Source organism: Paenibacillus rhizolycopersici, from assembly GCF_014947195.2.
GTDB classification, from domain to species: domain Bacteria; phylum Bacillota; class Bacilli; order Paenibacillales; family Paenibacillaceae; genus Fontibacillus; species Fontibacillus rhizolycopersici.
The window spans coordinates 225,998-238,625 of record NZ_JADCNN020000006.1; the positions used below are offsets into that span (position 1 = coordinate 225,998).

Annotated in this window: 11 protein-coding genes and 8 tRNA genes; 2 read left to right on the plus strand and 17 right to left on the minus strand. The window is 51.5% G+C overall.

Annotation, left to right across the window (positions count from 1 at the left end):
* Positions 1 to 7: 7 nt before the first annotated feature.
* The 3 genes from hisG to IM700_RS09245 all read right to left on the minus strand — a co-directional run bounded on the left by hisG (position 8) and on the right by IM700_RS09245 (position 3,353).
* The gene (hisG, locus tag IM700_RS09235; protein WP_418888771.1) at positions 8 to 628 is read right to left on the minus strand and encodes an ATP phosphoribosyltransferase; all 621 of its coding nucleotides are present in this window, start codon (positions 626 to 628) and stop codon (positions 8 to 10) included.
* Positions 629 to 691: 63 nt separating this feature from the next.
* Entirely contained in the window at positions 692 to 1,891 is a 1,200-nt protein-coding gene (locus tag IM700_RS09240; RefSeq protein ID WP_193417300.1) for an ATP phosphoribosyltransferase regulatory subunit, read from the minus strand.
* Positions 1,892 to 2,135: 244 nt separating this feature from the next.
* The gene (locus IM700_RS09245) at positions 2,136 to 3,353 is read right to left on the minus strand and encodes an acyltransferase family protein (protein ID WP_193417301.1); all 1,218 of its coding nucleotides are present in this window, start codon (positions 3,351 to 3,353) and stop codon (positions 2,136 to 2,138) included.
* A gap of 217 nt (positions 3,354 to 3,570) precedes the next feature.
* Between IM700_RS09245 and IM700_RS09250 the strand changes: the two genes are divergently transcribed.
* Both IM700_RS09250 and IM700_RS09255 read left to right on the plus strand, forming a co-directional pair.
* Entirely contained in the window at positions 3,571 to 4,095 is a 525-nt protein-coding gene (locus tag IM700_RS09250) for a sigma-70 family RNA polymerase sigma factor (RefSeq protein ID WP_239483724.1), read from the plus strand.
* Positions 4,088 to 5,485 carry a DUF4179 domain-containing protein gene (locus tag IM700_RS09255; protein WP_193417303.1) on the plus strand — a complete coding sequence of 466 codons (1,398 nt, stop codon included), beginning with the start codon at positions 4,088 to 4,090 and terminating at the stop codon, positions 5,483 to 5,485. Before IM700_RS09250 ends, IM700_RS09255 begins: the two co-directional genes overlap by 8 nt.
* Positions 5,486 to 5,856: 371 nt before the next feature.
* On the opposite strand, the gene IM700_RS09260 is transcribed toward IM700_RS09255, so the two are convergent.
* The 14 genes from IM700_RS09260 to IM700_RS09325 all read right to left on the minus strand — a co-directional run bounded on the left by IM700_RS09260 (position 5,857) and on the right by IM700_RS09325 (position 12,565).
* Positions 5,857 to 6,348, minus strand: coding sequence for an acyltransferase (locus IM700_RS09260; RefSeq protein ID WP_193417304.1), 492 nt, complete (start codon positions 6,346 to 6,348; stop codon positions 5,857 to 5,859).
* Complete coding sequence (gene ppaX / locus IM700_RS09265; protein WP_193417305.1) at positions 6,345 to 6,998, minus strand: pyrophosphatase PpaX; 654 nt, start codon at positions 6,996 to 6,998, stop codon at positions 6,345 to 6,347. The genes IM700_RS09260 and ppaX overlap by 4 nt, the downstream gene beginning before the upstream one ends.
* A 7-nt stretch (positions 6,999 to 7,005) precedes the next feature.
* Positions 7,006 to 8,031, minus strand: a complete 1,026-nt coding sequence (gene lgt / locus IM700_RS09270; RefSeq protein WP_193417306.1) for a prolipoprotein diacylglyceryl transferase — start codon at positions 8,029 to 8,031, stop codon at positions 7,006 to 7,008.
* Positions 8,032 to 8,042: 11 nt separating this feature from the next.
* The gene (gene hprK / locus IM700_RS09275) at positions 8,043 to 8,984 is read right to left on the minus strand and encodes an HPr(Ser) kinase/phosphatase (protein ID WP_155606902.1); all 942 of its coding nucleotides are present in this window, start codon (positions 8,982 to 8,984) and stop codon (positions 8,043 to 8,045) included.
* Between the two features lie 255 nt (positions 8,985 to 9,239).
* A complete protein-coding gene (locus tag IM700_RS09280; RefSeq protein ID WP_155606901.1) occupies positions 9,240 to 10,361 on the minus strand; it encodes an ABC transporter ATP-binding protein in 1,122 nt (373 codons plus the stop codon).
* Positions 10,362 to 10,488: 127 nt separating this feature from the next.
* A complete protein-coding gene (locus tag IM700_RS09285) occupies positions 10,489 to 11,634 on the minus strand; it encodes a PucR family transcriptional regulator (protein WP_193417307.1) in 1,146 nt (381 codons plus the stop codon).
* Positions 11,635 to 11,715: 81 nt separating this feature from the next.
* Positions 11,716 to 11,788, minus strand: a tRNA-Lys gene (locus tag IM700_RS09290).
* 8 nt (positions 11,789 to 11,796) lie between these two features.
* Positions 11,797 to 11,882 (minus strand) — tRNA-Tyr (locus tag IM700_RS09295).
* Positions 11,883 to 11,933: 51 nt separating this feature from the next.
* Positions 11,934 to 12,006: transfer RNA gene (locus IM700_RS09300), tRNA-Phe, on the minus strand.
* Positions 12,007 to 12,089: 83 nt separating this feature from the next.
* Positions 12,090 to 12,166 (minus strand) — tRNA-Asp (locus tag IM700_RS09305).
* Between the two features lie 12 nt (positions 12,167 to 12,178).
* Positions 12,179 to 12,254 (minus strand) — tRNA-Thr (locus IM700_RS09310).
* 37 nt (positions 12,255 to 12,291) lie between these two features.
* Positions 12,292 to 12,367: transfer RNA gene (locus tag IM700_RS09315), tRNA-Val, on the minus strand.
* A gap of 9 nt (positions 12,368 to 12,376) precedes the next feature.
* Positions 12,377 to 12,453, minus strand: a tRNA-Met gene (locus IM700_RS09320).
* 20 nt (positions 12,454 to 12,473) lie between these two features.
* Positions 12,474 to 12,565 (minus strand) — tRNA-Ser (locus IM700_RS09325).
* Positions 12,566 to 12,628: the final 63 nt, after the last annotated feature.

Sequence of the window (12,628 nt, forward strand, 5' to 3'; positions counted from 1 at the left end):
TCGCACCTTAAGCCTGCTTGACCTCATCCCGCCGAATCACCTTGCTCAGCGCATCGCATACGGCTTGGATCTCGGCGTTCTTCATCCGGTAGCTGACGCGGTTGGCGACCAAACGGCTGGTGATGTCAAAAATCTTCTCCATCTCGACCAACCCGTTCTCCTTAAGCGTCTGCCCGGTTTCAACCATATCGACGATCCGATCGGCCAAACCGATCAACGGCGCCAGCTCGATCGAGCCGTTCAGCTTGATCACTTCAACCTGTTGCCCATGCTCACGGAAAAATTGCGATGCCACGTTCGGATATTTCGTCGCGACTCGCTGCTGGATCCCCGGTTTCCAATCCGGCAGCGCGATGACCGACATGCGGCAGCGAGCAATGCCGAGATCGAGTAACTCGTAAACGTCCCGGTTCTCCTCCATTAATACGTCTTTGCCGACGATGCCGATATCGGCCACCCCATATTCCACATAAGTCGGCACGTCAACCGGCTTCGCCAGAATAAACTCCATGCCGATGTCCGGAAGTGGAATGACCAGCTTGCGGGTTTCGTCCACATCGTCCGGAATCTGAATGCCCGCCTCGCGGAACAAGGCGGATGCTTTCTTATAAATACGCCCCTTGGGCATGGCGACTTTGATGATCTGTTTCAATGGATTGCGACCTCCTTGCAGGCACTATCTTGCCTTGAGTCAAAAGCTAATAAACGTCAGGATATCGCCGTACGATGCTCCGAGCGGTCCTGCCTTTCGTGCGGATTCCGGCGCACTTAGCAAATCCTCCGGACCCTCGGCACGGCGCATCAGCACGCTGCGACCTTCTCCGCGCAGCCGTTCCGCTTCGGTGAACGCCCGCTTCCGGTTCGGCGCATCATACTGCAGCAAGACCGGTAACTCCGGTTCGCTTGCAAGGCCCCCCACTCCGTCCAGAATCCGGTTCGTCTTCAGCGAGAAGCCCGTCGCCGGCGCGGGGCGTCCGAACTGCTGCAGCAAATTGTCGTACCGTCCGCCGCTGCACACCGGGAAACCCAGCTCCGCCGCATATCCTTCAAACGTCATGCCTGTATAATAGGAAAAGTCCCCGATCATCGTGAGGTCGATCATCACATGTTCGGCTACACCAAAATCCTCCAGCGCCTCCCACACCTGGCAGAGATGGCGGATCGACGTTTGGGCGAGCGGATTTCCGCTCAGCTCCAACGCTTGGCCGCAGATTTCCTTCCCACCGCGCAAGCGGAGAATTCCCTCCAGCTCGTCACGTTGCTGCGGCGACAGGGATAATTCCGCCAGCGTCTCTCGGTAACCGACGTAATCGCGGTGCAGCAGCCCGTCTTTGAGCGCCTCTTGAATATCTTCACGGCCTGGAACCACATCTTCCAGCAGGCCGTTCAGGAAGCCGACATGCCCGACGGCGATCTTAAACGACTTTACGCCAGCGGCCTGCAGCGAAGCTACCGCCAAGGCAATCACCTCGGCGTCCGCATCCGGGGAATCATCTCCGACCAGTTCCACTCCGGTTTGAAAAAACTCCGCCTCCCGTCCCGCCTCTTCCTCAATCGCCCGGAACACGTTGGCGTGATATGACAAGCGGAGCGGCAGCGGTTCTTCTTTGAGCAAAGAAGAGACGACACGGGCGATCGGCGCCGTCATATCGGAACGGAGCACCATCGTGGTGCCCCGATTATTCAGCAATTTAAACAGTTTCTGATCCGACGTCGAGCTGGCTACGCCTACCGTATCGTAATATTCCATTGTTGGCGTCATGATCTGCCGGTAACCCCAACCGGCCATGCAATCCAGCACGCGCCGTTCGATGGCCCGCAGTTTATCCACGGCAAAAGGCAGATAGTCGCGGACACCCGCCGGTTTTTCAAAGCCTTTTGGTTTCGACAAGTGTTTCACCTCACCGTTCTTCTGTCATACATCAATTTTTTCTTTATTATATTAAAGTGCTACCATACTACCAAAGTAAAGAGTAGCCCAATTTTATCATATTTTCTTTTGGACCGTCAATCGCTTCTTCCTCTCTATGTCCTTCCCTAAAGTATTCCCCAAGCCGGTGCCGAAACCCTTGCTCCTTGCCGAAAAAACGCAACAAACCGGTCTGGTAACCCAGACCGGCAGAGGATGCTCAAAGTTACATATTTACGCCAACCGAGGAACTTTGGCCGCTTTCCCGCCGCCCGGACGGTTTATTTTTGCGCAAGGAAGCCGGCACATTCCCGAGAAACCACGCAGCGAACGGCAACCGCCGGAAGCAGAACTGCACGAACGCCCAGGATAAGAACAACGCTCCCAACGAGCCGACTACGATATAGAAGAGATAGCCGAACGCAGCGCCGGGCAGCCTTTGTTCGCTCCAGAAAAGCCGATAAACGAACAGGACAAACGGATGAAACAAATAGATGCCAAAGGAGAGCTCACCCAGTCGGGTTAGCGATCGGGTCCAGAAGTCTGAGCCTTTTCGCTGGATATAAAATGCCGCCTTCATTAATACCAATGCGGAAAATAAGGAGTGAACGTTCCATAATAACTCAAACCAAAGAGAGTTCGGCGAACTGAGGCCCTGACGGAACGAATACCAGAGCTGGACATGAACCAGGGCGATTGCCAGCCATCCCATCCATAAAGCAGCCGTCCATCCCTTTTGGAGCTTCGGCAGCGCTTTCCATTCCATCGTGAGCCAGATTTTGATTTTGCCAAAATAGATGGCCAATACTGCACCAAGCATGTAATAACCCATATAAGAAATCGCGAAGCTTGCTTTATTCGGTAAATGCAGCTCGTATTTGTTCAAGAACACGAATCCCCATTGCAGCGCGAGACCGCAGGGGAGAATCAGAGCGAGCAGCACGCGGTGATTGCGAAAGGATTGAAATAACCACAAGAAGAGCGGAAACAACAGATAAAACTGAATGCTGATAAACACGAAATAGAGATGGGTGTAGGCCGTGCCGGTCAGCAGCGCCGTCCCCAGCGACTTTAGCTCGTACATCTTGGAATTATTGATGAAATCATGGCGGTAGAACGCCACAAGCAGAAAATAACAGCAGGAGACCAATACATATGGCAAGAGGATATAAGTTAGGCGTTTCTTGTAGAACTTGCCCACCAACTTGCGACTGATCGGCTGATCGTAGTAATTGTAGAAGAGCACGAAACTGCTGAGGAAGATAAACGACGGGGTTCCGATTTTGAAAAAAATGTTCATCCAATTATAAAAGTAGTAGACCGGTGAATTCAACGCTTGTTCCGCCGCCGCGAACGAGGAAGCATGTACCTGGATCACGCTGATGATGGCTAATGCCCGAAAGATGTCCAGCTGCGGCAAACGCTCTTTGACCACCTTGCTCACTCAACCAACCCCTATTCATAATTAAGAAGAAGCCTTATTTATGTACTAGACGCCCGTTTTTGGCAAAAGTTTCTATCGTGTGCTCTTTTCACTATACCAGAAGTTGGTCCATCGTAAAACCGTTTGACCTTCTTCGCCGTCTTTAACTACAGGGAATGAAATTACCGGCCGGTAATCCCTATTCGCTGCATTTCATATGGGAAGGAAGGGGCCCGAATTGGAAGAGAGAGAATGGGCTGCCGCTGCCTGCAGCGGAGACGAACAAGCCTTTTATCAGTTGATATCCATCCATCGGCGAAAGCTCTACGGCATCGCCTACAGCTATCTGCGCAACGAAGCGGACGCCTTGGAGGCGATTCAGGAAACGGTGTGCAAGGCTTGGATCAAATGCCGGCGCCTAAAGGATCCTGAGGCCTTCATTCCTTGGCTGATCCGGATCTTGATCAACTGCTGCATCGATGAGCTCAAACGGCGGAAAAGAGTTCTTCCATACGTGGCGGAAACGGTGCAGGCAACTGGAGAAATGGTCAGCGTATTCAAAATGGATCTAGATTCGGCATTGGATCGGCTCAAGCCCAAATACCGTCATGTATTGACGCTGAAGTATTATCAAGACATGACCCTGGCGGAGATCGCCCGGGTGCTGAACTGTCCAGAGGGGACCGTCAAGACCTGGCAGCATCAGGGCCTGAAGCAGCTACGCCGCCATATGGATGTGGGAGGTGAATTGTATTATGGTTGATCGGGAGGAAGATCAGCGATTGGCTCGTTATTTTGACGGGGTTCGGTTGGCCGAGAAGCAGATCGGAAACGAGCAACTGGACGCGGCGATCCGGCGCGGCTTGGAACAGGGAAGAAGCCTACGCGGCAAATGGCAGCTACGCCGGGGTCTGGCCTGGACAGCCGGAGCAGCAGGGACGCTGGCCGTGTGCCTGTTGTTGCTGTTCGTTTGGCCAAGTGGGAGCCCGTTTGTTGGCTCATTCTTATTTTCCACAACAGCCAGTCCGAATAAAGTCATTCCAAGCTATGTCTCATCCTTGATGACCTCCGAGATGGAGAGAGCCGCCGAACACGGCTTATACCAGCCAATCAACAAGTCGACAGAGGTGGCTGGAACAAAGGTCACCGTCGACGGCGTACTGGCCGATGGGCGGACGGTGGTGGTATTTTATTCGATGGTCAATTCTGAGGATGTGAAAGCCGTTGATAACCTTTATGGCTATCTGATCGATAAGGATGGGGATATATTTATCAACCTTCCTAGACAAAGCGGTACATCATTTGTTGATTCTAAGGATGTTAAACATAGCTACTTTAAGATCACCTTTGATCAAGATGCGCCGACTCAAGCTGGCTTTGCTATAGATTCCAAAGCCATCAATGGGGATGTTCTTGCCAAAATCCGCTTCGGATGGAGCAGTCGTCCTTATGCCAATCTGAAGAAGACCCTTTCCGTGAATCAAACCGCAATCCTCTACGGCAAGCCATTGACAGTGGACCAAATCGTCCTGCGGCCGCTGAGCACGACGCTCCTGTTCAAGCCGCAGAAAATCGTGGATAAACCCATGACGGATTACCTTGAGGCCAAGCTGTATCTGGGCGAGCACGGGGAGGATCAATTTTGGCGATACACGAAATCTAGAGGCATCATTTACGATTACGGGAACGGGAAGACCTCGACGCCTTATCTCTCTGGGATTGATTTTGAAAGCCTTTATTACACGGATTGGAACGAAGTCACGCTCCAAATCGACGGTTTTGGAACCCCAGTTTCAAGGACACTGAATCTCGCGGTTGATACAGACAAGAATCAACTCATTGCTCCAAACCCGGCCGTAGAGATGATTGAAGTCGTTCCCGGTAAACAATCGATCGAGATACGCTTGTATATGCATCAAAGTGCTGAATCCAAGATAGCGATGCCATACCGCGTTGAGGATCATTTTACGGACGATAAAGGGAACACCTATCGAATTCTGAGCGAAAATGACTTTCCCTCGTATCGTCTTGATGACGACGTGGAGACGATCAGTTTCAAACTGGAGTCGCGTCAATATTCCCAACCGCTGAACTTCACGCTAACGGAAACCTTGGACTACAAACCCCAACAATTCAAGATCCCACTCAAATAATACGCAAAAAGCGGTCCCGATCGGCAAGTCGCCGGTTCGAGGCCGCTTTTTTTAATTCAGCTTAACTTCTAACGCTTGCCACAATGCTTATATCTGCCAAAATCACCGTTTTGCAATTCTAACGCTGACCACAATGCTTATTGTCTCTATTTTCTGCCGTAATCAGGTGTTTTCCTCGAAATAGCGTTGCTCAGCGTCGTTAGAATCTCAACAGCGCCGAATTGGTCACAATAGCGTTCCTAGTCAGCTAGCGTTAGCGCACCAGCATATGTGTCTCGCTCGTTAAGATACATCGAGCTCGAGTTACTCCTCCATGCAACCTGACTAGCCGAGTCTTACTGCCACTTCGAGCTCCCTAGGTCATGCGTGCATCAACTAGGGCTCTTCCGCTCCAGCACCCGCAGCGGATTACCGCCGACAAAGGTGCCCGGAGCCACGTCTTTATGTACCACTGATCCGGCCGCGACAACTGCGCCGTCCCCGATCGTGACGCCAGGGAGAATGGTGCTGTTCGCCCCAATCATTACCTCGTCGCCAATCCGTACCTCACCCAATCGGTATTCCTTGATCAGGTACTCATGGGCCAGGATCGTTGTGTTGTAACCGATCACCGAGTTACGCCCGACGGTTATCAACTCCGGAAAAAATACGTCAACCATCACCATCAGCCCAAACGCCGTATGCTCGCCGACCTTCATACCCAAAACCCGTCGATAAATCGCATTCTTAACGGAAAGAATCGGGCAGTACCGGGCAATTTGGATAAAAATAAAATTGCGGACGCCCTTCCACGGGCTTACCGTTCGGTATAGCTGCCAAAGCGCGTTAGGCCCTTCGACCGGATACCGTTTGACTTGTCTCACGACTTCACCGGCTCCCAACCTAAGATACCGTAAAGATCGGTCATATCCTGGAGGATGTAGTCAGGATCATACTTACGCAGCACCGCTTCGCCTTTCAAAGACCAAGCCACACCGGCAGCCTGCACGCCGGCCGCCTTCGCACATTGCAGATCTGCCGCACTGTCACCGACCATCAGCGTTCGCGCTGGATCGGCGTTCAACTCGCGCAGCGCCGTCAGAATCGGTTCGGGATGCGGCTTGGGATGCTTCACGTCCTCCACCGTTACGATTGCCTTCATATACGGTTTGAACCCGAACATGTCCAAGGCGAGCAGCGTCGTTTCCTTGATCTTTGTCGTGACGATGCCCATCGTGATCCCCCGTTCGTGCAGCCTTGAGATCACTTCCTTCACATGCGGAAAGTCACGGATCAGTTCATCATGACGTTCCCGATTGTATTTCCGGTAATCCGCCACCAGATCGGCGACGTCCTGCCTACCCGAGAAAGTCTGCAGTTGATGCTCCAGCGTCATCCCCATATGTGGGATCATTTCTTCCCGGGTATGCGGCTTCAAGCCGTTCTTCTCAATGACATGCTCAAATGTCGTAATAATCAGTTCGTTGGTATTAATGATCGTTCCGTCTAAATCAAATAACACGGTGTCTATCATGCAGTCGCTACTCCTTCTTCTCTTCCGGAACTTCCGGTTGTTCCTCCGTTGTCTTGGCCGGCTCCACCTTCACCGGTTCGGCATTTCCAACTGCTCCTGGCACCTCCACAGCGGCTACCTTCGTGGAAGTAATCGGATCGCTGTAGTACGGCAAATCACTTACCGTACGGCGTCGCACAATAATGAAAATAACAGCGGCAATCACAATCCCAATGGCGAGCAGTTGCGAAATACGGACGTTACCGTAAGACGGGGCCAGATAGCCCAACTCAAAGCCGAACCAGGTCATCGGCGACCACAGCCCGTTCACGAAAGAAGCGAGCCAAGCAGCCCCTTGGAAAGCCAGGCTGTCGGTCCGCAGCGCTTCAATGAAGAACCGTCCGATCGAATACCAGATGAAATACGACGCGAACAATTCACCAGACCGCAGAAACTTCTGTCTGCGCAAGATGAGAAGCAGCATCAATCCCACCAGGTTCCATAACGATTCATATAAAAACGTAGGGTGATGGAACGTCCCCTGCACATTCATTTGATTTACGATAAACGACGGCAAGTGCAGGCTATTTCGTAAAAATTCTTCGGTCGTCGGACCGCCATAAGCTTCCTGATTGACGAAGTTCCCCCAACGCCCAATCATTTGCCCGATAATGAGCCCCGGGGCGCAAATATCAGCAATTCGCCAGAAGTTATATCCACGGCGACGCACAAAGATCACCGCGCAAATAATTGCACCGATGAGTGCCCCATAAATCGCGATACCGCCGTTCCAGATCTTAAAGACATCCCAGAAGTTATTTTTGTAATCGTCCCACATAAATGCGACGTAATAAATCCGCGCGGCAATAATTGCCGACGGCACCCCCAGCAACAGCAAGTCCATAAAGAATTCCTGGGGAATGCGGAATCGCTTCCCTTCCCATACCGCTAACAGAAGGCCAACCAATGCAGCGCTTCCTAGAATCAGCCCATACCAGTGTACTTTCAAGCCCCCGATGGAAAATGCGATCGGGTCCAAAAACAAAGTGCCCATCGTTCACGCTCCTAATCCAAATCGTCGATATCTTCCGCAATCGTTTCGGTCAGTTTTGTCGTAAACTGCAGCGCGGCGTTATACCCCATCCGCTTCAAACGGAAGTTCATCGCAGCCACCTCGATGATAACAGCCAAGTTCCGCCCCGGGCGTACAGGAATCGTGGCCAACGGCACATCGGTATCGATGATTCGCGTCGTCTCCTCATCCAGCCCCAACCGATCATATTGCTTCTCCTGCTGCCAAGCTTCCAATCTGACCACCAGCGTAATCCGCTTATTGTTACGGATCGCCCCGGCGCCAAACAACGTCATGACATTGATAATCCCGACACCGCGGATTTCCAACAGGTGACGGATCAGTTCGGGTGCCGAACCATGCAATTGATTGTCCGAGGTTTGCCGGATTTCTACGGCATCGTCCGCAATCAGACGGTGACCGCGCTTCACCAGCTCAAGTGCGGTTTCGCTCTTCCCGATACCGCTGCTGCCCGTAATCAGCATCCCTACGCCATAAACATCGACGAGAACCCCGTGAATGGTCGCCGTTGGCGCCAGCTTCCGTTCTAGAAAACTCGTGATCCGGCTCGAGAGTATGGTTGTGGCCATGCTGCTGCGAAGAACCGGGATTTGCTTCTCCGAACTGATTTCAATTAATTCTTCCGGCACATTCCAAGACCGAGTGACGATAATGCAGGGAGTTTCCTCACTGCTGCATAAACGCTCCATACGATCTCTGCGCTCTTTCTCCGGAAGCATCTCAAAGAAAGCCAACTCCGTTTTCCCCAAGATCTGAACGCGCTCCGGCGGATGGTATTCAAAATAGCCGGCCATTTCCAGACCCGGACGATACAGATCATCCACCGTGATCGCACGCTTTAAGCCCTGCTCTCCGGAAACCACCTCGAGCCCGAACTGGTTAACCAATTCGGATACTTTCACTTTTTTAGCCATGGTGCTCTTCCTTTCCCCTGCCGGCATCCCCAACGGGTTCCTCGTCTCAACAAGCTCCGGCTCCAATATAAGCTGCCATTACGGCATTCATTCATCTTGTTACAGGATCACTCAATGTATTCATCGTAAAGGAAATTGTCACGTAAATCAATCATTGCCCCGGGAGCAGCCCCGGGTTCCATGTTTCGGAGCTGTCAATCCTCCCGCTTAACAAAAAAACCGCCCCGAAGGGCGGTTTCTTCAACGCTTAACGGTTTAGCCGAAGAATACGTTGCGTTCTGTTTCTTTGTCGAAGATATGAATTTTGTTCATATCGATCGCCAGTTTAACATTGTCACCTTCACGCGTGTTGGAGCGGCCGTCTACGCGAGCGATCAGGCCGTCGCCGCCAGCACCGTTCAGGTACAATTGCATTTCGTGACCCAGGTTTTCCGTCAGGTACACGTTAGCGGTGAATGCAGTTTGCGGCGAAGCTTCCAGGAATACTGGCTCTTCATGGATGTCCTCAGGACGAATACCCATGATGACTTCTTTGCCGATGTAGCCTTTTTCTTTCAGAACGGTTGCTTTACCTTGAGGCACAACAACGTCCATGTTGTTCGCTTTGAAACGAACTGTACCGGCTTCTTCTGCCAGAGTACCGTTTACGAAGTTCATCGTAGGGGAACCGATAAATCCAGCAACGAAGATGTTGCCCGGTTGGTTGTACAGCTCTTCTGGAGAAGCAGCTTGTTGGATGATACCGTCGTGCATAACCACGATGCGGTCACCCATCGTCATAGCTTCGATTTGGTCATGGGTTACGTAGATGCAAGTGGTTTCCAAACGTTTAACCAGTTTCGTGATTTCCGCGCGCATTTGACCGCGCAGTTTAGCATCCAAGTTGGAAAGCGGTTCGTCCATCAGGAACACTTGAGGATCGCGGACAATTGCGCGGCCCAAGGCAACCCGTTGACGTTGACCACCGGAAAGAGCTTTAGGTTTGCGATCCAGCAAATGCTCGATGTCGAGGATCTTTGCAGCTTCGCGAACGCGTTGGTCGATTTCGTCTTTCTTCACTTTACGCAATTTCAAACCAAACGCCATGTTTTGATAAACGTTCATGTGCGGATACAACGCGTAGGATTGGAATACCATCGCGATGTCGCGGTCTTTCGGAGCAACGTCGTTCACGACGCGGTCGCCGATGTACAATTTACCTTCAGTAATTTCTTCCAAACCAGCGATCATCCGAAGAGTTGTGGATTTACCGCAACCAGATGGACCTACCAGTACGAGGAATTCTTTATCCGCAATATCAAGGTTGATGTCTTCTACGGTTGCTTTTGCAGCACCCGGGTATTTTTTGAAAATGTGTTCTAAGCGTACGCCTGCCATGTGTTTGGCCTCCCATAAGTAAATTTGTTGGTAAGGGTTCTATGACCTTTATGAAATCGGATACATTTTATATTTATATATTAGTCGATAGGAGTTCACACATCCATCCACAAACTGCACAAAAAACTCATGGCCTTTTCGTCACTTTATACAATAAGAGCTCCAGCTTGACCAAAACAGCGTCGTTAAACGTCCGCACATCCAGTCCGGTCTCCTGTTTGAATTTATCAATCCGATATAATAAGGTATTCCGGTGAATATAAAGCCGTTTGGCGGTTTCGCTAACATTACAGTCCAACGCAAAAAACGTCTCCAGCGTCGTCAACGTCTCCTCGTCTTGCAACAGGCCGGCACGGTCCCCAAGCTCCAGGGTGAACTGACGGCGTTGCTCCTCCGGGATACTGTATACGAGCCTCTCCAACTTCAGCTCCCAAGGCAAGTGGATTTGATCGGTAATATTAAACACTCGACCGAGGGCCAGTGTCTGACGCAAGAACAACGTGGCGGATGCCAACTCTGTCTCCCCGATTAATGTGCCCCCTACCGTCAGATGAAATCCCCCGACCCATTCGTTGGTTACGAGCTCGTATAGCCCTTGGCAAAGCGCGCCCAGCAGGTCTCGTTCTGTCTCCGCCGCTTCTTCGCTCTCTTCCCGCAAGCTCATAAACAGCTCTTCGGCCAGCAGGATCAGCCAATCCTCTTTCAGCGGGATTAAGATCACTTCACCGCCGAAATAACTCTTCAAGAGCTTGTTCAGTTTCGAAAAAGAAAGGGCCTGACCTTGCCCCGAACTCTCCCAATTCAGCAAAAAGGGCAGCATTCGTCCCTTCAGCTTCGGCTTCATGGAATAATGCTCGGGAAGCGGCTGGTTCAGTTCTCCCAGCTCTATACGCTCCTGCAACCATTCCCCTAGTTGGATGCTGCGTGTCTCATCGTCTCGCTTCGGGCTTGGTATCATATGAGACGATTCTCGAGCCGCGGACAAAAGCAATTGAATGAGTTGCGCCTCCGCCTCGGTTACCTGGGAAAGCTCCGTCTCAAGCACGCGAACGTTTCCTTGCTGACGTTCCACGAGCCATACCCACCGATGCTCGATACGAAAAGGACCGGAACTCCGGCCATCTGAATTCGGAATGGCGTCGTTCCAGGCCTGTAATTGCCACACGCTCTCCGATAATGACGTACCGATAACGCTCTCCACTTGCTGTATCAGCCATTTGATTTCCATAGCGTTGCCTTTCTCTCCATGCATTTTAGTGTTGATTAAATTCATTTTATCATACCCGCTGGTGTAAACGTAAATCCCGCTTTAGCGCAAAAAAGCCGTCAACCCTAAGGTCAACGGCTTTGGATATGAGCCATGAAGGACTCGAACCTTCGACACCCTGATTAAAAGTCAGGTGCTCTACCAACTGAGCTAATGGCTCATAAAAACTGGTGGAGGCTGATGGATTCGAACCACCGAACTCGTCAGAGAACAGATTTACAGTCTGCTGCGTTTGGCCACTTCGCTAAGCCTCCATATGAATTATGCTACCCGAATTACCCGAAAATAATGTAGGAGCATAAAAGTGGCTCGGGACGGAATCGAACCGCCGACACGAGGATTTTCAGTCCTCTGCTCTACCGACTGAGCTACCGAGCCATAGGTTTTACAGAAAATTTCCAAAAAAATAAAGCGGTGAAGTTGGTCACTTTCCCACTTTACGGTGGAAATATTTAAATAAATGGCGGAGCCGACGGGATTCGAACCCGCGGTCTCCTGCGTGACAGGCAGGCATGTTAGGCCTCTACACCACGGCTCCGCGTGAAGTAAATGGTGCCGGCGAGAGGACTTGAACCCCCAACCTACTGATTACAAGTCAGTTGCTCTACCAGTTGAGCTACACCGGCACGGTGTAAAAATGATTTGTTTGCAAGGTGTCGATGATGGTGGAGGCTGAGGGGATCGAACCCCCGACCCTCTGCTTGTAAGGCAGATGCTCTCCCAGCTGAGCTAAGCCTCCGAGATGTTATGGTAGCGGCGGAGGGGATCGAACCCCCGACCTCACGGGTATGAACCGTACGCTCTAGCCAGCTGAGCTACGCCGCCACAATATAAGCTTGTACAAATGGCGGAGAGAGAGGGATTCGAACCCTCGCACCGCTTACGCAGTCTAACCCCTTAGCAGAGGGTCCCCTTATAGCCACTTGGGTATCTCTCCAAGCCATAAATTCAAGGTTTAATCCTTGAAAACTGGATACGAAACGTACTTGCGTGTTAGATC

Excerpts from the sequence above, each read along its gene's own strand:
- hisG (WP_418888771.1), bottom strand. The coding sequence starts at position 628 with ATGCCCAAGGGGCGTATTTATAAGAAAGCATCCGCCTTGTTCCGCGAG.
- IM700_RS09255 (WP_193417303.1), top strand. The coding sequence starts at position 4,088 with ATGGTTGATCGGGAGGAAGATCAGCGATTGGCTCGTTATTTTGACGGG.
- ppaX (WP_193417305.1), bottom strand. The coding sequence starts at position 6,998 with ATGATAGACACCGTGTTATTTGATTTAGACGGAACGATCATTAATACC.
- lgt (WP_193417306.1), bottom strand. The coding sequence starts at position 8,031 with ATGGGCACTTTGTTTTTGGACCCGATCGCATTTTCCATCGGGGGCTTG.
- hprK (WP_155606902.1), bottom strand. The coding sequence starts at position 8,984 with ATGGCTAAAAAAGTGAAAGTATCCGAATTGGTTAACCAGTTCGGGCTC.
- IM700_RS09280 (WP_155606901.1), bottom strand. The coding sequence starts at position 10,361 with ATGGCAGGCGTACGCTTAGAACACATTTTCAAAAAATACCCGGGTGCT.
- IM700_RS09285 (WP_193417307.1), bottom strand. The coding sequence starts at position 11,634 with ATGAATTTAATCAACACTAAAATGCATGGAGAGAAAGGCAACGCTATG.